Below are 20334 nucleotides of genomic sequence, written 5' to 3' on the forward strand. Positions count from 1 at the left end.
GACAGACGTGGCGTTCCATCAGTTCACCGTCACCCAGCGCAGCAGAAAGAAATTGTCCGGGCGCTGCGTCAGTTCGACATTGCTGCGCGTCCCCCAAAGCAGCGGTTGCACGTACATCGGCACATAGACCTGTTCATCCTGAATGATCTGTGTGACCTCATCCAGCATGGCCTGTCGTTTGGCCTGATCCAGTTCCGACTGGATCATTGGCAACAGCTCATCCACCCGCGCGTTCGAAAAGCCGCCGAAATTCCAGCTGCCCAGCTTTTTCTCTTCGTTCGGCGTGGCCACAAGGAAGCGCACCGGATGTTCGGCGTCAAAGGTACCCGGGCTCCAGCCCAGCAGGTACATGTCGTAATTGTCTTCGCGCAGCTCGGGCCAGTAGTTGCGGACAGGCATCGCGTCCAGTTCCGCGGTGATGCCGATTTGGGCCAGCATGGAGACCACAGCCTGACAGACAGCCTCATCGTTCAGATAGCGGTCGTTGGGGCATTTCAGCCCGAACGAGAACCCGTCACCGTAGCCTGCCTCGGTCAATAGAGCCTTGGCGGCCTCAACGTCAAAAGCGGGGCGGTCGGCATTGGCTGCGGAATATCCGCTCATCGCGGGGCTTACGAGTTGCGAGGCCGCCTCTGCATTGCCGCGCATGATGGTGGCCAGAATGGCGTCGACATTCACCGCCTGCGCAACGGCCTTGCGCACACGGGGGTCGCGGAACGGGTTGGGTTTGCCCGCATCATCGGTGTATTTCAGCGCCTCGGCCTGATGATCGAAGCCCAGCATGATGACGCGCGCCTCAATGCCCTGAATAACCTCGACATCGTCCTGTTGTTGCAAGCGCGCGACGTCCTGAATCGGTACCGGGTTGATCATGTCCACATCGCCCGACAACAGCGCCGCAACGGCGGTGGCCGGGTTCTGGATCGGCGTGAACTCGGCACTTGTGATGTTATGTTCGGCTTCGCCCCACCAGCCGTCGAATGGCTCCAGCACGGTACGCAGGCCGGGTTCGCGCGCGGTGACTTTGAACGCGCCGGTGCCATTGGCGTTCAGCGTGGCGTAATTACCGGTTTCCTTGTCAGGGACGACCGCGTCATTCGCCTCGGTCCAGCCCTGATCCATGATCATCCAGTTGGCGATTGAGGACGGAAACAGCGGGTTCGGCGCGGTGGTCATGAAATCGACGGTATAGTCGTCGACGACCTTCACGTCGCTGATCGGCGCAAACCAGCTGCGGGTGTCGGCTGCCTCGCCCGAGGCGCGCTGATAGCTGAACAGCACGTCTTGCGCATCAAATGTGCTGCCGTCGTGGAAGGTCACACCCTCGCGCAGATTGAAGCGCCAGCCCTCACCATCGCCGATCGGCTCCCAGCTAACCGCCAGAGCAGGTTCGACCTGCATGTCCTTATCCCGGCGAACAAGCCCCTCGTAGACGTTGTTCAGGAACCCCAGAACCGGGGCAGAGTTGACCGCATGCGGGTCCATCGTCTGCGGATCGGTGGTTGAGGCCCATTTGAATTCGGCCGCCTGCGTGCTGGTGGCAACCAGCAGGGCCAGACCAATGGCGCTGTGTCTGAGGATCATGGCGAAATCTCCCTGAATGTTCCGCAATGGGACGCGATGTTGAAGGATAACGCAAAAGGCAGGGCGCGAAGATCACGCCCTGCCAAGCTACTGGTATTGCTGAGTTAGTTCAGCGTGAAGTACTTGATCTTGGGCGAGTCTTCCGGCTCGACCACAGTGCCTACGTTGGACTTCATACCCCAGTTCAGCACCTGGTGGTGGATTGGGATATACAGCTGTTCGTCCTGTACCACCTGCCAGATTTCAGCGATCTGCTTGTCACGCTCGGGCAGATTGGTTTCCGACGCCAGACCCTGAATTTTAGAATCCAGTTCCGGGTTGGAATACCGGGTGCCGTTCCACGAACCATACTTCTCACCCTTGGTGTGGGCGAGGAAGTTGAAGATGTATTCCGAGTCGTAGGTCGGAACGCCCCAGCCCAACATGTAGAAGTCGGTTTCCAGGTTGTTGATCAACGGGAAGTGCTGCGCCTTGGGTTTGGCGTCCAGGTTCACGGTGATGCCGATCTGCGCCAACATGCCGACAGCGGCCTGACAAATCGCCTCATCATTGATGTAGCGGTCATTCGGGCAATCAAGCTGGATGCTGAACCCGTCCGGATAGCCCGCTTCGGCCATCAGCGCCTTGGCGCCTTCGATATCGGTGGTCGAAGAGCTGTCCATGCCCTCATCCCAGCCGTTGACGAAAGGCGGAGCGATCATGCCCGCGGGGGCCGACTGGCCGCGCATCACGACCTGTTTGATGGCATCGCGGTTGATCGCCTTGGACATGGCCTGACGCACACGCACATCGGACAGAGGGTTCTTGCCGTCGACATTGTCATTGGCCAGATCCGCATCGCCCATGTTCATCCCGAAAAAGATCACCCGGTTCTGCGGTGCAGTGCGCACGTCCAGTCCATCAGCGCCGGCAACACGCTCAAGGTCTTGCACCGGCACGTCCTGAATGAAGTCGACCTCACCCGACAGCAGCGCTGCAACACGGGTCGCGGCGTTCTGAATCGGAGTATAGACAATCTCGGTTACGGCCAGCGGGAACTCATCCTTGCCCCAATAGCCGTCATAGGCCTGTAGAACGGTTTTTACGTCCGGCTCGCGGCTGATCAGCTTGTAGGGGCCGGTGCCGTTTGCATTCTTGGCCGCGAACGTGTCTTCGCCACCCTCATAGTCCTGCACCTTCACGGCGTTGTTCGCCTCGGCCCAACCTTTGTCCATCATGAACATGTTGGTCAGGTTGTTGGGCATGATCGGGTTCGGACCATCGGTTTCGATCTCAACCGTGTATTTATCCGGCGCGCGCACCTCTTTCACCGAGGCCAGCAGTTCCTTGTAGTCGGAATCCGGCGTCATCGCGCGATTCAGCGAGAAGACAACGTCTTCGCTGTCGAACTCAGCGCCATCATGGAAGGTCACGCCTTCGCGCAGTTTGAACACCCAGACATTCGGGTTGTCTTCGGACGGTGCCCATTCGGTGGCCAGCGACGGCACAAGTGCGCCGGAATGGTCGCGCATCACCAGCGTTTCCATAATCTGATGCGCCAGCGCCGAGGTCGGGCCTTCGTTCTGCGCATGCGGGTCCAGCGTCAGCGAGTCACCCGCCCGCGCCCAGCGCAAGGTGTCAGCAGACGCACCCGCCGCCATCAACGCAGTAGCGCTGGCAGCAATCATCAGGTTTCTCAAAGTCATATTGTTCTCCCCGTTTTTGTTAGCGCCGTCATTGCGACGGCTGGCCGCTTGCTGCGACCATGGTGCAACCGATCATCCAGATCATTTTGACGGTTGCAACAATAGATTGTGAATTATCGTGACGACGCGGGGGAAATCCAGATCGCCCGGTCATTCTGGATGCAGCCCATCCCGATATGACTCTGCCACGAGACCCGCCGATACTCTTCTTTAAGGAGAGCGTCGGTATCTCAGAACTTTACCCCTCAGAAAGAACGCCCAGGTTGTTGCCCCAAACAGAATCGGGAAAGACGAGGTTAACAATCACTGGCTGTGATTCAGCTCGATTTACTAAGCCTTAAGTTAATCAAATTTTAAAACTTTCAATCAAATTTTGCATCAATCTTTCCCATCGGGCAGTCGGGTTTTAACGATGCTGGACTTTACGTCTTCTACACTTCTTCCAGACAGCGCAGTAACGAAACCAAAACGCCATTTGCCACCGGCAGGAATTTATTCCGGACCGGGAAAACGCGCCTTTGACATCCTGTTTGCGTTGTTGCTGCTACCGGCTGTGGCACCGGTCATTGGTGTCTTATGGAGTCTTGTCCGCCTTGATGGCGGCCCCGGGTTCTTTGGCCATACGCGGATCGGAAAAGGCGGCAAGCCATTTAAATGCTGGAAAATTCGCAGCATGATTGCGGATGCCGAAACCCACTTACAGGCGTATCTGAAGGCCAATCCCGACGCCGCAGCGGAGTGGGAACGCGACCATAAACTGACCAGCGATCCCCGCATCAATCGGCTGGGTCACATCCTGCGCAGGACCAGCCTGGACGAGTTGCCGCAAATCTGGAACGTCCTGAAAGGTGACATGAGCTTTGTCGGCCCCCGGCCCGTCGTGGCCGTCGAACTGGTCAAATATGGCGGTTCGGCTTCGGCTTATCTTGCCCAGAAACCGGGAATAACCGGGCTGTGGCAGGTCTCGGGCCGCAATGATGTCAGCTATAGCCATCGGGTCGCGCTGGATGTCGATTACCTGACGCGGCGCAGCTTAGCCGAGGATGTCAGAATCCTATCCCTGACCGCCGCTGCGGTTCTGCTGCGCACCGGCCGGTAATGAGTTTGCTTTCCCGTCGAGGTCATGAGACAAACGGCGTTAACACGCATTACGTGTGCTATTCCCACGGAACCGAAGACGGCCAATGAAGCAATCGCCCGATCACGACGCGCAGTTCAGACCGGCCCGACCGCTCGACGCGGACGCAATGGATGACGGGATCATCGACCTGAACGCTTTGCTGAAAGCACTCTGGCGGGGAAAATGGATCATCGCTCTGACCACGGCCACTCTGGTGACGCTGGGTGCGATCTTTGCCTTCGTCATCGCGGTGCCGCAGTACAAATCCAGCGCCGTTGTCATGCTTGAAACCAACCAGCACAGTATCGTCGACCTGCAAAGCGTGGTGGGCGGGCTGGCCGGAGAGACGACCGAAGTCAATTCCGAGCTGGAGGTGCTGAAGTCCCGTGGTCTGATGGGCAAGGTGGTGGACCAGCTGGATTTGATTGCGGACCCTGAGTTTAACGAGGCGCTCCGCCCTGTGTCCCTGCTGGGTGGTTTGAAACAATCGTTGACCGCAGGCTTCCAGAAACAGCCCGCGCAGATTCCCGATGACCTGTCAGACCAGCTGACCCGCGATGACGTCATCACCGCCCTGCTGCAACAGGTATCCGTTCGCAACGTCCCGCTCAGCCTTGTGTTCGAGGTCACGGTTGAAACCGAGTCCGCCCGCAAATCTGCCCTGATCGCAGATGCGATCGTGGCGCTCTATGTCCAAAATCAGCTCGACGTAAAGTTTGAGGCTACCGAACAGGCCACAAATTGGCTGGCCGGGCGTGTGGCCGAACTTCGGATCGAGCTTGAGACCGCAGAGACCCGAGTCAGCGCGTTCAATGCGACCACGGCTCTGGTCTCTCGTGACGCGCTGAAAGTACAGGAGGTTCAACTGAAGGACCTGCGGGAGCGTATCGCCTCGGCCGAAGCTGCGCGGGATACGGCGCAGGCGCGAAGTGATGCGCTGCGGGCTGCCGGAGATCGCTTGGCACAGGCCACCGCCAGTCAGGACCCGCAGTTGCTCCGGCTCTATGACCAGATCGAAGAAACAGGGACCGAGGCATTTGACGCCGCCTATCAGCACCTGATCGCGCGCACCGCGCAACAGGCGAATAGGGCGGCGCAACAGGTTCAGACTTTGCGTGCCTCGATCCAGGAACTGGGACAGCAGATCGCGCAGCAAAACGCAGACCTGATCACCCTGCAACAACTCGCGCGCGAAGCTGAATCCGTTCGCCTGCTGTATGAGCATTTCCTTGCGCGGCTCAAAGAGACCTCAGCGCAGGAAGGGATTCAGAAGGCCGACAGCCGGCAACTGTCGCGCGCGGTGATCCCAAGCACCCCTTCGTCGCCGCGCAAACCGCTGATCCTTGCGACCTCTGCCTTACTGGGGGTTCTGCTGGGCGCGGTCATTGTCCTGCTGCTGGAGGCGCAGCGCAGTGGCTATCGCGCGGCATCCGAGCTTGAGCGCAAGACCGGATACAAAGTGCTGGGCCAAATCCCGACCTGCCCCGGTCGCGAGCGGCACAAGATATTGCAATACCTTGCCGCGAAACCGTCCTCGGCCATGGCAGAGGCGATACGAAATCTGCGCACCTCTTTGATGCTGTCCAATTTGGATCGCCCGCCTCAGGTGGTGATGATCACATCCTCGCTGCCGGGCGAGGGCAAGACCACCAATACGCTGGCACTGGCGCAGAACTTTGTCGGGATCGGCAAGAAAACCCTGTTGATCGAGGGCGATATCCGTCGTCTGACCATGACCGGGCAGTTGCAGGACGGACCGAAGCAAGGGATCGTTTCGGTCCTGTCGGGCGACATCACTCCACAGGACGCGATTTGTCAGGACCCGCTGTTGGGATGTGACGTTCTGGTCGGGGAACAGACCTCGGTGAATGCGGCAGACTTGTTTGCCTCGGACAGGTTCCGGGCCTTTCTGGACGAGATGCGTCGCCAGTACGACGTGATCCTGATCGACACGCCACCGGCCTTGCTGGTCTCGGACGCCCGTCTGATCGCTCGGAACGCGGATGCGGTGCTGTTGACGGTGAAATGGAATGAAACCACCGCGCAGGATGTGGCCGAAACCCTACGGCTGTTTCACACGGACAATCAACGGCTCACCGGACTTGTGCTTGGACAGATCAATCCCCGCAGCGCCAAAAGCCACGGCCACGCCTACGGTCGCTACGCCAGCCAGTATTACAACAGCTGAGCACCGAACTTCGTAAGGTAAAAACAGATACACCACCTAAATTTGGTTCAGACCGATCAGTTCGCGTTGACAGTACCGGTTGTCGAGGACGTTGAACCACCCCCGCCTGCTGCCGCAAGGCCCGCTGCGGCCCCCAGTACACCCAGTGTCGGGGCCACAAGTGGCACAAACCCGGTCACACCGGCAGCCTCGGCCGCCGCGATGGCGGCTTCGGTGTCAATCTCGGACGTGGGTTCAGGGGTCTCGGCATCTTGCGCGAATACACTTGAGGTTGAAAGTATTAAAAGAAAAATGGTCTTTCGGATCATCCAAACTCTCCTAATTCAGCCCTGACGCTCGTGTGCAAACAGCTGAATGACGCAAGACCCTTCCACCGTAAAAAGGGGCTAAAACAAGGTTTATGAACTGTTACATTCCAAACCTTTACAGAAAGTAAACAGGATCACTGCGCGCTTAAAAGGCCACAGATTTAACCTTCCATTGACGAAACTGAACTGATTGCTCACCTTCGCTTGAAGATTCTTCTTATAGGTGAATTATGATCTCCAAAAACTGAGACAGCTGTTCAGGCGACAGGACACAAAACGGCACCACAACGTGAAGATTCGAGCGGTAAGAACAAGGCGGAAAAGCCTGCTCGCCTTGCTATGCCTTGCCGTCGCGGGCACGGCACAGGCGCAATCCGTTTCGACCTACGGCACACCCGGCCTGCTGGAACTGCCCACTGCCGAAATGTTTGACGACGGCACCCTTGTCTTTACCGCCGCGGGACTTCGGAACACCGGGCGTGGCACGATGACCTTTCAGATGTTGCCGTGGATCCATGGCAGTTTCCGATACGCCTATATCGAAGGCTTCGATGGCGGCGCCAATGACCGCTATGATCGCAGTTTCGACCTGCATTTCCGCCTGCGTGAGGAAAGTTCGAACAGCCCCGCAGTCGTCGTTGGATTACGCGATTTCGGCGGCACCGGCATCTATGCCGCGGAATACATCGTGGCCACCAAAACCATTCGCGACCGGCTGAAACTGACCGGCGGGATCGGCTGGGGCCGGTTGGCGGGCCGAGGGGCTTTTTCCAACCCGCTGGGGGTTTTCAGCAGTCGGCTGGACACGCGCGATGCCTCGGGAGCGGGTGGAATTTCAGAGACCGGCCAATTGGATTTCGGCAACTGGTTTCACGGAGATGCCGCCCTCTTTGGCGGTGGCAGCTGGACATATAACGACCGTTTGACCTTTTTGGCCGAATACTCACCGGACCTCTATACCGCTGAACAGGACAGCATTGGGTTCGATGTCAAAACGCCGATCAATGTCGGGGTCCAGTACCGGTTTAAAAACGGATCGCAGCTGACGACTTCGGTGCTGTACGGCACCACGCTGGGCCTGACCTACAGCTATTTCATTGACCCACGCCAATCGGCGGTTCCCGGTGGACAAGGGGCCGCGCCACCGCCTTTGCGCCCACCCAAGGCACGGCAGGCACAAGACCAAAGCGACATCCGGGAACAGCTGCAAACCGCGTTGAAACAAGAAGGGCTGCGTCTGGTCTACTTGTCCGAGAGTGACGATAGCGTTCAGGTCGGTGTCGAGAACACCACCTATGGACAGGCCGCGCAGGCCCTTGGCCGCACCGCCCGCGTCCTCGCGAATGAACAACCACCACAGATCGAACATTTCGACATCGCCCTGATGTCCAGCGGCGTGCCGCTGAGCGCGGTGCGGATCAACCGCGCCGATCTTTATGAGCTTGAGCATGACCCGGATAATGCCTGGCGCAGTTTTGCGCGGGCCGAGGTCTCGGACACGCTGCCGCTGGTGCAGGGCGGTGTGCTGACCGACGCCTTTCCACATTTCTCATACCGGTTCGGGCCATATCTGAACTTTTCGTTCTTCGACCCGGATGACCCGCTGCGATACGAGGTCGGGGCGGCCTTGGGGCTGGACTACACGCTTTCGCCCGGCTTTACCCTGTCCACTGGCCTGCGCCAGCCGATCCTCAGCACGTTGGACGACAGCACACGGCAATCGGATTCCACCCTGCCGCGGGTGCGGTCGGACTGGCCGATCTATGCCCGAGAATCCAATCTGCGGATCGAGCATATGACCGCCGAATACCTTTGGCGGCCCGCCCCGAATTTTTATGCCCGCACCACGCTGGGCTATCTGGAATCCATGTTCGGCGGGCTCTCCTCGGAACTGTTGTGGTATCCCACCAACAGCCGTCTGGCCCTTGGGGTCGAGGCCAATTACGTCGCGCAGCGCGATTTTGACGTACTTTTTGGCTTTCAGGACTACACCGTCGCGACCGGTCACATGTCGGCCTATTACGATCTGCCGGGGGAGTATCACGCGCAGGTCGATATCGGGCGCTATCTGGCCGGAGATTATGGCGCAACCTTCTCGCTGGATCGTGAATTCACCAACGGGTTCAAGGTCGGGGCTTTCTTTACCCTGACCAATGTCAGTTCAGAAGAATTTGGCGAAGGCTCGTTCGACAAAGGTATTCGGCTGGAAATCCCGGTGTCATGGCTGACCGGCCGGCCGTCCCGCAACAAGATCGCTCAGACCATCCGCCCGGTCCTGCGGGATGGCGGTGCGCGGCTGCATGTACGCAACCGGCTTTATGGCGTAACCCGCGAGGCGCGCGCGCAGTCTCTGTCCCGCGGCAGAGGGAGGTTCTGGCGATGAAAGCGCTGCGTTTTGCACTGCTGTCCCTGTTGCTGACCTCCTGCGGTGAGGCGCAGCAGGATTTCGACCTGCTGAAGGGTGCGCTGACCCCCAACGCCGCCCGCTTTCACCCGCGCGCCAGCGCGTTGGTTTCACGCCGCCCGATCCCGCCCCGGCTTGAGGTCGCCTTTCCCTCGCGCGATCTGAGTGGCGTGATGCTGCTTGAGGCCCAGCGGGACGGCGTCCAGACCTGGCTGAGCGCGGACGGCGCGACAATCACACTGAAGCAGGGGCTGCTGATATCTACCAAAGGGTTCGGCAGCGGATTGGCCGGATCGGATCTGCGCCAATCTGCCGATCTGATCCGGAACGGCCATGAAGGCCAAGCCGAACGGTTCCACAGTTTTCTGAACGGCAATGATGAGATCGAGCTGCACGCCTACAGATGCCGGATCGCTTCCATCGGGGCCGAGGACGTCCTGCTGCTGGGCAATCCGGTTACCACAGAGAAGTGGCAGGAAGCGTGCCATGGCGTGACCCAGCAGTTCAGCAACACTTACTGGGTGCAGGACAGCACCGGCCAGATCGTACAGTCCTCGCAATGGACCGGCGATTTTCTGGGCAACATTTTCATCAAGGTCATCCCGGATGGGACCTGAGATTTCAAACAGCGGAGGGCCTCTGATGCGCCGAATTCCATTCTTCCTCAGCCTGCTGGCCCTGAGCGGCCTGATCGCCGGGTGCTCGACCATCTATCGCAGCCCATCGGTGACGGCAGGGGTATCGGACAGCGGCAAGGTGCGTGTGGTGCCGGTGACGCCGGAAACCGTATTGGTGGCCAACCGGTCATCTTACGCGCCCAAGACGCTGCCTTCGGTCTTTGGGCTGTCCGCCGGGTCCGGAGCGGGAACCATCCCGCGCGGCCCTGGCGCGCTGCCTCAGGCGCCGTCGACACAGGATGGCTCGCGCGCGGGGCTGGAACTGGACCCGCCACCGCAGGTCAACCCCGGCCCCTACACGATCGGCGTCGGTGACGTATTGGTGCTGTCGACCCCGTCCACCCAAGGCACCGCCGCCGAGCTGTCCGGTCTGCTGGCCGCGCAGAACAGCCGCAACGGCTATACCGTGCAGGATGACGGTGCGATCAACATCCCCGATGTCGGCCGCGTCCGGCTGGTTGACCTGACGGTGGACGAAGCCGAAGCCGTGCTGTTCCAGCGCTTGGTGGAAAACCAGATCGACCCCACCTTCAGTCTTGAGATTGCTGAATTCAACTCGCGCCGCGTTGCGGTTGGCGGCGCGGTGGGCCGACCCGGCGTGCAGCCGATCACCCTGACCCGGCTGACCTTGGGCGAGGCACTTTCGGCGGCAGGTTCAGTGTCGGTCAGCGACATCGACACCTCTTCGGTGCGGATATACCGGAATGGACGGATGTATCAGATCCCGCTTGAGGACCTCTATGCACAGACTGCTTTGCAGAACCTGAACCTGATCGCAGATGACTCAGTCTTTGTAGACATCGACTATGATCTGGACCGGGCTGAGCGCTATTTCGCGCAGCAGATCCAATTGCGCGAAACCGCGCTGGAGGGTCGCCAGACCGCTCTGCAAGAGCTGAACACCACGGTCAATCTGCGCCGCGCCGACCTGAATGAACGCCGCGACAACTTCCGCCAGTCGGTCGAACTGGATGCGGTTGATCGCGACTATGTCTATCTCAGCGGCGAGGTGCGGACCCAAGGCCGCTATGCCCTGCCCTTTAACCGCAGCGCAACGCTGGCGGATGCGCTGTTTGATACGGGCGGCGGGATTGCCAAGGAAACCGGCGACGCCTCAGAGGTCTACGTTCTGCGCGCCTCGCAGGATGTTCGCGAATTCGGCGCGGTGACGGCCTGGCATCTGGACACCCGCAACGCGGCAAACCTGACGCTGGCCGCCCAGTTTGAGCTGCGCAGCAACGACATCATTTTTATTGCCGAAAATCCGGTGACCCGCTGGGGCCGCACCATCAGCCAGATCACCCCGTCGCTGATCACAACCCCGGTCAATGCGGCGGTGAACTGATCGGCAGCGGCACGCACAGGCTGGCCTGTATTGCCCGGCTGGCTTTGACCGCCTTTCTGTGCCATGACACTGCGACCAGATAAGGACCGGATGCACGGGCCAAAAAGGAATAAGGAACTGCAATATGAAAATTGCGATTGCCGGGATCGGCTATGTCGGCCTGTCCAATGCCGTATTGCTGGCGCAAAACCACACAGTGGTCGCTCTGGACATCTCGCAGGACCGGGTGGACATGATCAATCGGCGCGAAAGCCCGATTCAGGACCCCGAGATCAAAGAGTTTCTGGCCAACCGCACGCTGAACCTGACAGCCACCACCGATGCCGAAACCGCCTTTGATGGCGCGGAATTCGTGATTGTGGCTACGCCCACCAATTACGATCCGCGCAGCAACTATTTTGACACCAGCTCGGTCGAGGCTGTGATCGAACAGGTGACCACGCTCAACCCGGACGCTGTTGTCGTGATCAAGTCGACAATCCCGGTGGGCTTCGTGACCGAGGCGCGACAGCAGTTCGACACCGAGAACGTGATCTTCTCGCCCGAGTTTCTGCGCGAAGGCCGGGCGCTGTATGACAATCTGCATCCCAGCCGGATCATCGTAGGCGAACGATCTGACCGGGCTAAAATTTTCGCCGACCTGCTGCTGGAAGGGGCCGTGGACAAGGATGTACCGGTGCTGTTCACCGACGCGTCTGAGGCCGAGGCCATCAAGCTGTTCGCCAATACCTATCTTGCCATGCGCGTCGCCTTCTTCAACGAGCTCGATAGCTATTCCTTGGCGGGCGGTATGGACTCGCGCCAGATCATCGAAGGCGTCAGCCTCGATCCGCGTATTGGGGCGCAGTACAATAACCCGTCCTTTGGCTATGGCGGCTATTGCCTGCCCAAAGACACCAAGCAATTGCTGGCCAATTACAGCCACGTGCCGCAGAACCTGATCCGGGCTATCGTCGATGCCAACCGGACCCGTAAGGATTTCCTCAGCGATCAGATTCTGATGAAGGGGCCAAAAACCGTAGGGATTTATCGGCTGGTGATGAAGGAAGGCAGCGACAATTACCGCCAAAGCTCGGTTCAGGGGATCATGAAGCGGATCAAGGCCAAAGGATTGCAGGTCATCGTGTATGAGCCGGTGCTGACCGAAGACCACTTTTTCCATTCGCCCGTGATCCACGATCTTGAAGAGTTCAAGTCCCGGGCCGACCTTATCGTTGCCAACCGATTGTCGGATGAGATCAGCGATGTCAGCGACAAGGTCTTTACCCGCGACCTGTTCGGCGCGGATTAGGGCCGGGGCGCATCATTCAACGGCAAAACGCGCCCGGTCCCCTGTCACAATCAGGCCAGGACCATGGCATGGATACCCGTGGCCGTTGTCCCCGTGGCATGCACGCGGGTCACGCCGACGGGCAGGATCGAGAAATCGGCCACCTGAACGGTGCGGGTTTCACCACGCACGGTGGTGATCACCAAGGCACCGCCGGATTCGACAAAAAGTCCGATGGCCACATCGGGCAGATCGGTGGCGTCCGAAGGGGTCACAGGCGCAATGTCGCGTGCGGGGCCGGACAGGTTGGACACGCGGTTGGTAAACGGGTTCGTTGTCATGAGTTGCATCTCGCTGTCTGTGTATAACAGCGGGACGCTAGCCATCAGGGCTTAACGACCGGAAAGCGGACCGGGCGTTGCGCGGATCGTCAGCCCTTTGCCCCCTGTCCACGTGCGTATTTATCCTCGTACCTGACGATGTCATCCTCGCCGACGTAAGCACCGTTCTGAACTTCGATCAGGACCATAGGCACCTTGCCGGGGTTCTCCATCCGGTGAACGGCACCGACAGGGATATAGACCGACTCGTTTTCGGTCACCAACTGCTCACGATCATCAATGGTTACATGCGCCGTGCCTTCAACCACGATCCAGTGTTCGGACCGGTGGAAATGGCTTTGCAGGCTGAGCGATGCTCCGGGATGCACATGGATGCGCTTGACCTGAAAGCGGTCGCCGACCACCAGGCTTTCAAACCAACCCCAGGGCCGGTGATCTTTGGGGAATTCGGTCGCCTGAGCGGCACCTTTTTCCTTCAGCGCGGCCACGGCCTTTTTGACATCCTGCGCGCGGGTCGCATCCGCCACCAGAACCGCGTCATTCATCGCTACGGCGATGATGTTGTTCAGACCGATTCCGACCAGCTCCAGCTGCTCGCTCTCTGACCGCAGCAAGGTGTTGTGGCACTCAATCGCCGTCGCGCCTTCGCCTGCGACCACGCCGTTAATGTCCGGCCCGCTTTCCCGCCAGACGGCATCCCACCCGCCAAGATCGGACCATGCGGCGTCAAATGGTACAACGGACAGGTTGGTTGCTTTCTCCATAACCGCGTAGTCGATTGAGATATCATCGGCCTGGCCCCAATGATCCGGGTTCAGGCGCAAAAACCCCAGATCGGGCTGCGCTGTTTCCACTGCAGACTGAACCGGTGTGATCATGTCCGCGGCATGGGTGCGGAAGGCCTCGATTATGTCAGACGCACGGAACAGGAATATCCCTGCGTTCCATTTGTAATTCCCGGCTGCAAGCATTTCCGCCGCCCGCGCGTGGTCTGGCTTTTCCACGAATTTCTTCAAAGCCACCGGCGCGCCCTGACCATCCGACGGTTCGGCCAGTTCCAGATACCCATAAGCGGTTTCCGGGTGGGTTGGCATGATTCCGAAGGTCACCAACTGCCCCTGAGCGATGGCTTCAAGCCCGCGCTCTACCGCTGCGTGAAAGGCTTCGGCATCCGGTACGACATGATCTGAAGGGGCTACCAACAATACGGCGTTCTGATCCTGCTCATAGGCGTGCAGCGCCGCGGCCAGAACCGCCGGGGCCGTATTGCGGCCTTCAGGCTCGATCAGGATTGCACCGGGATCTATGCCTACGGCCTGCAACTGTTCGACCACGATAAAGCGGAAATCAGAATTGGTCAGCACGACCGGTGCCGCAAAGTTCAACCGCTCGGTTGATCCGGCCAAGCGGCGGGCCGAGGCCTGAAACAAGGTTTCCTCGCCCACCAAAGGTACAAATTGTTTAGGATAGCTTTTTCGGGACAAAGGCCACAGGCGCGTTCCGGAACCGCCGCATAGTAGCACAGGCGTAATCAACATAGTAATTTCAATATCCGATCTACTGTTTGTTACGCCCCATTAAACGAGATTTTTCGCATCGTGGCTATGCCCCGAAGAATGCGTCGTAAATTACTAACAAGATGGTCTTATGTGGTCAGAAATCGCGGCTCGGAGCCATCGAGGCAGACCGCGCTCAGCCGACCGGTTGCAAACGCGCCCGTATCCACCGCAATGCGCCCCCGGTTTGACTGGGCTTCAGTTACGATTGTATGCCCATGCACCACCCAAACACCGTCCCGCCGATCTGTCGTCGGGAACGACGGATGACCCCAGATCAGGGTCTTGTCCTTCTGGTCCGCCGGCGCAACCGCCGGATCGGCGCCTGCATGAACGACTAAAACATTTCCGGTAAAAACCTGTGTTTCCAGATCCGTCAACCATTGGACAAGCGATGCCCCCATTGCCGTCTGCAACTTGTCACGGCAATCGGTCAGTTCGTCCGGCGACATATCGGAACGCACCCCGCTAACACCAAAAGAGGCCAGCGTCTGTAATCCCCCGAACCGCAACCACCGCGCTCCTTCGCCGTGGGGGTCTTTCAGGAACTGCAACAACATGTCCTCGTGATTGCCCATCAAACAGGTGAAATCCCGGCGCGCACTGACAAGACGCAACACCCCGGCGCTGTTTTCGCCACGATCAACATAGTCACCGACAAGAACAACCCGGTGGTCTGACGGCACCTGCGACAACAGCGCTTCCAACTGGGTAAGACACCCATGTACGTCACCAATGACACAAAGCGGCATCTCGGGGGCAGGTGCAGCAAAAGCTGCGCGCCCGGTGAGCCGTCGGAAAAGGGATGTCAGCAAGATCAACCGGTCTCCTGCCTGGTCGGGTCTGTCCTGGTACCACATATTCGGGTGGCTCAGCCGTGATACCCGAGCGGATTTGCGCGAGCAAGCCTGTGGTCAGGCGTCCTGACACTCTGGGACGCCTATCTGGATGAGCGCAGCGCCTTTTACCCGGTAGACACCATTGAGCCGGTTACGTCCGGTTTCCATGAACCAGGTTTTCAAAGGGTCAGGGTAATAGCCGGCCATAATCTGGCTGAAATAGTCAAAGTCCCTTTTTGCTAACCGCTGACCACCTCGAGACGGCCCATGAAAGCCAAAAACGGTTCCGGGCAAGACGCAGGTACCCGGTATCCCTAGAAACATCGTACATGTGGAAAAACAAACCCGCCCCCGGATTTCAATCCGAACCCCATTGCGATTTAGATTTTCCAACTCGATTAAGCGGTCATGCAGGTATCCACCGCGGTCATTACCGACCACCAGCACGGTCTGAGCATGGGCCGCTGACACCGGAAAGACCGCCAATATTGTCACTGCACAAACCATCCGACCCAAAAAAAATGCCAAGGCATATGCACCTCGGACCAGGGTTTCTAGTTTATTCAGGTATAGCATCGCTCGGTCTCCAGGTCTTTCGAAGGTCTGGATCACCGCTAATCGACTAAACCGTCACGTCTGTGAGAAGCTTGCGTCGAAAGTTGGGTTTAAGCTGATGGTTTTATGAAGATTTTAAATCTTCGAAACTAAAACGACCGTTGCGCGTCACTTTTGTATTTTTATTAGAGGTTATGATCCTGGCGAGGTGAAGACGTTAGGCGGTTGATCCGGGGGATCAATTTTAGTCTGAACGGGCTGTTTTGAGAGTTTCCGACCTGGTTGCGGGAGTAGGATTTGAACCTACGACCTTCAGGTTATGAGCCTGACGAGCTACCGGGCTGCTCCATCCCGCGACACTAGGTTGGCCTATCGCTTACGCTACTTGAGGCCGGGGTCGGTAATTCTGATATCGTATTAGGGTCTGTTGACAATCAGCGTGCGGCGACGAGCATAGCGCAGAGGTGCCAGTTAGCAGCGTAACTGATGTCGGTCTTGTCGTATCGCGTTGCTATACCTCTGAATTCCTTGATCTTTGCGAAGTAATTTTCAATCAGATGACGCCACTTGTACATGTGGGTATCGTAGTCTCTCAGCATTTTTCGGTTCGATTTTGGCGGGATAACAGCAGTAGCGCCGCGCTCATCAAGGTCTTTCAGAAGCCAATCAGAATCGAAGGCTTTGTCGGCCAGCAAAGCTCCGAAGGAGACATCCTGGATCAGGGGAGCAACTCCTTTCATGTCGTGTGCTTGCCCCGGTAGAAGCAGAAAACGGAACAAGTTGCCGAGCGCATCGACCAGGGCCACAATCTTGGTCGTCAGCCCGCCGCGAGAGCGTCCGATGGCTTGATGCTGAGTCCCCCTTTTGCGCCCGACGCCTTCTGATGGACTTGCACAATTGTTCCGTCGATCAGAGCGTATTCGAGGTCGGGCTCTCTGCTTATAGCATTGAAAAGACTCTCAAACACACCGGCTTTGGCCCATCGACGAAAGCGTTTGAAAACCGAATTCCAGTTACCGAAATCCTTGGGTAGGTCACGCCATGGCGCGCCTGTTCGTACGCGCCAAAGTACCGCTTCCATGAACCGTCGATTATCCTGACCCGTCGCCCCCGGGTCACCGGCCTTGCCGGGCAGGAGCAGCGCCATCTTCTCCCAAAGATCATCCGAAATCACAAAACGGTTTTCGTCCATTCAAACCTCCATTTTGGAAACTTGAATCAGAGTTCAGACAAATTGTGAATCCCAAATGTCAACAGACCCTAGAGAGAGGGGGGATTTTACTAGGTTTGGCGGTGACCTACTCTCCCGGGGCTTAAGCCCAAGTACCATTGGCGCGGCAGTGCTTAACTTCCGGGTTCGGGATGGGACCGGGTGTTTCACTTGCGCTATGACCACCAAACCGAGGAAAATCCCCGTCGCTCTTTTTGCTTTGCAAAAAGGCGACGCGCGGGAGGCAGCGTCTTTTGTTCACAAAAGGCACGTTCCCGCACGGTTATAGTATCAATCAACATCGCGGCTAGGTGCTGCGACGCTATCCTTAGTCAAGGTCGGTGTATGCTTTGGTCTTGTCTTTCCATTACTGGATCAAATCAAGCCTATCGGGCGATTAGTACCGGTCAACTGAACGCATTACTGCGCTTACATCTCCGGCCTATTGACGTGGTGGTCTTCCACGGCCCTCAGGGAGACCTTGTTTTGAGGGGGGCTTCCCGCTTAGATGCCTTCAGCGGTTATCCTGTCCGATCATAGCTACCCAGCACTGCCGTTGGCACGACAACTGGTCCACCAGTGGATCGTTCACCCCGGTCCTCTCGTACTAGGGGCAACTCCTCTCAAGTCTCCTACACCCACGGCAGATAGGGACCGAACTGTCTCACGACGTTCTAAACCCAGCTCACGTACCTCTTTAAACGGCGAACAGCCGTACCCTTGGGACCTGCTCCAGCCCCAGGATGAGATGAGCCGACATCGAGGTGCCAAACACTGCCGTCGATATGGACTCTTGGGCAGTATCAGCCTGTTATCCCCGGCGTACCTTTTATCCGTTGAGCGATGGCCCTTCCACTCGGGACCACCGGATCACTATGGCCGTCTTTCGACTCTGCTCGACTTGTCAGTCTCGCAGTCAGGCTGGCTTCTGCCATTGCACTCAACGAGCGATTTCCGACCGCTCTGAGCCAACCTTCGCGCGCCTCCGTTACGCTTTAGGAGGCGACCGCCCCAGTCAAACTACCCGCCACGCAGGGTCCCGGATCCGGATAACGGACCGCGGTTAGACATCAAGAGTGCGAAGGGTGGTATCTCAAGGGAGGCTCCACGGATACTTGCGTTTCCGCTTCAAAGCCTACCACCTATCCTGCACATCACAATCCTGATGCCAGTGCGAAGCTGTAGTAAAGGTGCACGGGGTCTTTCCGTCTAACCGCGGGAAGCCTGCATCTTGACAGGCAATTCAATTTCGCTGAGTCGATGTTGGAGACAGCGGGGAAGTCGTTACGCCATTCGTGCAGGTCGGAACTTACCCGACAAGGAATTTCGCTACCTTAGGACCGTTATAGTTACGGCCGCCGTTTACCTGGGCTTCAATTCAAGGCTCTCACCTCTCCTTTTAACCTTCAGGCACCGGGCAGGCGTCAGACCCTATACGTCGTCTTGCGACTTCGCAGAGCCCTGTGTTTTTAATAAACAGTCGCCACCCCCTGGTTTGTGCCCCCAGCCCCTAGTTGCCTAGGAACCGGGCCTCCTTCTCGCGAACTTACGGAGGTATTTTGCCGAGTTCCTTCAACATCGTTCTCTCAAGCGCCTTGGTATGCTCTACCAGTCCACCTGTGTCGGTTTAGGGTACGGTCTGATGGAGGGCTATTTCCAGGAACCACTCAGCAGCCCAACCAATCCGATAAGATTGAACTACACCTGTGATCCGTCACATCCTCCTGGCCTAGGAATATTAACCTAGTTCCCATCGCCTACGCCTTTCGGCCTCGGCTTAGGGGCCGGCTTACCCTGCTCAGATTAGCTTTAAGCAGGAACCCTTGGACTTTCGGCGAGAGTGTCTCTCACACTCTTTGTCGCTACTCATGTCATCATTCTCACTAGTGATCTCTCCACCGGATCCCTCACAGGCCGGCTTCATCGAAAGAACTCGATCCGTCATTACATCCACTGATATTTCACAGAAAGATGCAAATACGGATGAGTTCTATGTCACACTACGCTCTGCTACCATGCCTTACGGCATCCTAAGCTTCGGCTCATGGCTTGAGCCCCGTTACATCTTCGCCGCAGGACAACTTATTTAGACCAGTGAGCTGTTACGCTATCTTTAAAGGATGGCTGCTTCTAAGCCAACCTCCTGGTTGTTTTGGTCGTCCCACCTGCTTTCCCACTTAGCCATGAATTGGGGGCCTTAGCTGTAGGTCAGGGTTGTTTCCCTCTCCACTACGGACGTTAGCATCCGCAGTGTGTCTGCCATCTAGTACTCCCGGGTATTCGGAGTTTGGTTAGGATCAGTAAGCCTGTGGGGCCCCATTACCCATCCAGTGCTCTACCCCCCGGGGTATTCGGATGACGCTCTACCTAAATAGATTTCGCAGAGAACCAGCTATCTCCGAGTTTGATTGGCCTTTCACCCCTAGGCACAGCTCATCCCGATCCTTTTCAACGGATGTGGGTTCGGTCCTCCAGTAAGTGTTACCTTACCTTCAACCTGGCCATGCCTAGATCACTCGGTTTCGGGTCTGATCCCACGAACTCATACGCCCTATTAAGACTCGCTTTCGCTACGCCTACACCTAACGGCTTAAGCTTGCTCGTGAGACCAAGTCGATGACCCATTATACAAAAGGTACGCCGTCAGCTCGCAAGGAGCCTCCGACTGATTGTAGGCGTTCGGTTTCAGGTACTGTTTCACTCCCCTCGTCGGGGTGCTTTTCACCTTTCCCTCACGGTACTGGTTCGCTATCGGTCAGCAAGGAGTACTTAGCCTTCGAAGGTGGTCCTCCGATCTTCAGACAGAATTTCACGTGTTCCGCCCTACTTAATACGTCCATCAAAGCTTCCTATACGGGGCTGTCACCCGCTATGGCCATGCTTCCCAACATGTTCTAGTCACTTATCTGGCTCGGCTGGTCCCCGTTCGCTCGCCGCTACTAGGGGAGTATCAATTGATTTCCTTTCCTCCGGGTACTTAGATGTTTCAGTTCCCCGGGTTTGCTCTTAAAACCCTATGTATTCAGGTCTTAAGTACCTGTTTAAACCCCATATTGAGTATCAAAGATAACAATATGAAGCTTTCAGGTGGGTTGCCCCATTCAGAGATCCATGGATCAAAGCTTATTCTCAGCTCCCCATGGCTTATCGCAGAGTATCACGTCTTTCATCGCCTCTTGCTGCCAAGGCATTCACCAAACGCCCTTCTCGCGCTTGATTTGATCCAGAAAGAGAAAGACATAACATTTTGCG

14 protein-coding genes, 1 tRNA gene and 2 rRNA genes are annotated in these 20334 nt (G+C 57.6%); 6 read left to right on the forward strand and 11 right to left on the reverse strand.

What is annotated here, in order from left to right; translation table 11 throughout:
* Positions 1-18 precede the first annotated feature (18 nt).
* Positions 19-1584: an ABC transporter substrate-binding protein gene (locus tag ACOQOY_RS10840; RefSeq protein WP_420585439.1), complete on the reverse strand. Its 1566-nt coding sequence runs from the start codon at positions 1582-1584 to the stop codon at positions 19-21.
* A 104-nt stretch (positions 1585-1688) separates the two neighbouring features.
* On the reverse strand, positions 1689-3269 hold the full coding sequence (locus tag ACOQOY_RS10845) for an ABC transporter substrate-binding protein (protein ID WP_420585440.1): 1581 nt from the start codon (positions 3267-3269) through the stop codon (positions 1689-1691).
* 412 nt (positions 3270-3681) lie between these two features.
* On the opposite strand from ACOQOY_RS10845, the gene ACOQOY_RS10850 reads away from it, so the two are divergent.
* Together ACOQOY_RS10850 and ACOQOY_RS10855 are read left to right on the forward strand one after the other, a co-directional pair.
* Complete coding sequence (locus ACOQOY_RS10850) at positions 3682-4368, forward strand: sugar transferase (RefSeq protein WP_420585441.1); 687 nt, start codon at positions 3682-3684, stop codon at positions 4366-4368.
* Positions 4369-4453: 85 nt separating this feature from the next.
* The gene (locus tag ACOQOY_RS10855; protein WP_420585442.1) at positions 4454-6577 is read left to right on the forward strand and encodes a polysaccharide biosynthesis tyrosine autokinase; all 2124 of its coding nucleotides are present in this window, start codon (positions 4454-4456) and stop codon (positions 6575-6577) included.
* A 56-nt stretch (positions 6578-6633) separates the two neighbouring features.
* On the opposite strand, the gene ACOQOY_RS10860 is transcribed toward ACOQOY_RS10855, so the two are convergent.
* Positions 6634-6885, reverse strand: a complete 252-nt coding sequence (locus ACOQOY_RS10860) for a hypothetical protein (protein WP_420585443.1) — start codon at positions 6883-6885, stop codon at positions 6634-6636.
* 334 nt (positions 6886-7219) lie between these two features.
* Here ACOQOY_RS10860 and ACOQOY_RS10865 point away from each other — a divergent pair, with 334 nt between their 5' ends.
* The 4 genes from ACOQOY_RS10865 to ACOQOY_RS10880 all read left to right on the forward strand — a co-directional run bounded on the left by ACOQOY_RS10865 (position 7220) and on the right by ACOQOY_RS10880 (position 12602).
* Positions 7220-9268, forward strand: a complete 2049-nt coding sequence (locus tag ACOQOY_RS10865) for a YjbH domain-containing protein (protein ID WP_420585444.1) — start codon at positions 7220-7222, stop codon at positions 9266-9268.
* Positions 9265-9906 (forward strand): YjbF family lipoprotein, encoded by a 642-nt coding sequence (locus tag ACOQOY_RS10870; RefSeq protein ID WP_420585445.1) that lies wholly within the window; start codon positions 9265-9267, stop codon positions 9904-9906. The genes ACOQOY_RS10865 and ACOQOY_RS10870 overlap by 4 nt, the downstream gene beginning before the upstream one ends.
* Positions 9907-9931: 25 nt before the next feature.
* Positions 9932-11311, forward strand: a complete 1380-nt coding sequence (locus ACOQOY_RS10875) for a polysaccharide biosynthesis/export family protein (RefSeq protein WP_420585446.1) — start codon at positions 9932-9934, stop codon at positions 11309-11311.
* Positions 11312-11435: 124 nt separating this feature from the next.
* Positions 11436-12602 carry a nucleotide sugar dehydrogenase gene (locus tag ACOQOY_RS10880; RefSeq protein ID WP_420585447.1) on the forward strand — a complete coding sequence of 389 codons (1167 nt, stop codon included), beginning with the start codon at positions 11436-11438 and terminating at the stop codon, positions 12600-12602.
* 50 nt (positions 12603-12652) lie between these two features.
* On the opposite strand, the gene ACOQOY_RS10885 is transcribed toward ACOQOY_RS10880, so the two are convergent.
* The 8 genes from ACOQOY_RS10885 to ACOQOY_RS10920 all read right to left on the reverse strand — a co-directional run bounded on the left by ACOQOY_RS10885 (position 12653) and on the right by ACOQOY_RS10920 (position 20301).
* Positions 12653-12922, reverse strand: a complete 270-nt coding sequence (locus ACOQOY_RS10885) for a spike base protein, RCAP_Rcc01079 family (RefSeq protein WP_420585448.1) — start codon at positions 12920-12922, stop codon at positions 12653-12655.
* Positions 12923-13011: 89 nt separating this feature from the next.
* Complete coding sequence (locus tag ACOQOY_RS10890; RefSeq protein ID WP_420585449.1) at positions 13012-14460, reverse strand: mannose-1-phosphate guanylyltransferase/mannose-6-phosphate isomerase; 1449 nt, start codon at positions 14458-14460, stop codon at positions 13012-13014.
* Positions 14461-14567: 107 nt separating this feature from the next.
* On the reverse strand, positions 14568-15293 hold the full coding sequence (locus tag ACOQOY_RS10895; protein ID WP_420585450.1) for a metallophosphoesterase family protein: 726 nt from the start codon (positions 15291-15293) through the stop codon (positions 14568-14570).
* 99 nt (positions 15294-15392) lie between these two features.
* A complete protein-coding gene (locus ACOQOY_RS10900; protein ID WP_420585451.1) occupies positions 15393-15893 on the reverse strand; it encodes a hypothetical protein in 501 nt (166 codons plus the stop codon).
* 258 nt (positions 15894-16151) lie between these two features.
* Positions 16152-16228 (reverse strand) — tRNA-Met (locus ACOQOY_RS10905).
* A gap of 78 nt (positions 16229-16306) precedes the next feature.
* A protein-coding gene (locus tag ACOQOY_RS10910) for an IS5 family transposase (protein WP_420583776.1) occupies positions 16307-17064 on the reverse strand; the annotation gives its coding sequence in 2 pieces (ribosomal slippage) (positions 16307-16728 and positions 16728-17064; 759 coding nt in all).
* A gap of 93 nt (positions 17065-17157) precedes the next feature.
* Positions 17158-17272 (reverse strand): 5S ribosomal RNA (rrf, locus tag ACOQOY_RS10915).
* A 186-nt stretch (positions 17273-17458) separates the two neighbouring features.
* Positions 17459-20301 (reverse strand): 23S ribosomal RNA (locus ACOQOY_RS10920).
* Between the last annotated feature and the right edge of the window lie 33 nt (positions 20302-20334).

Origin of the sequence: Ruegeria sp., assembly GCF_965221235.1 — a bacterium.
GTDB lineage: Bacteria > Pseudomonadota > Alphaproteobacteria > Rhodobacterales > Rhodobacteraceae > Ruegeria.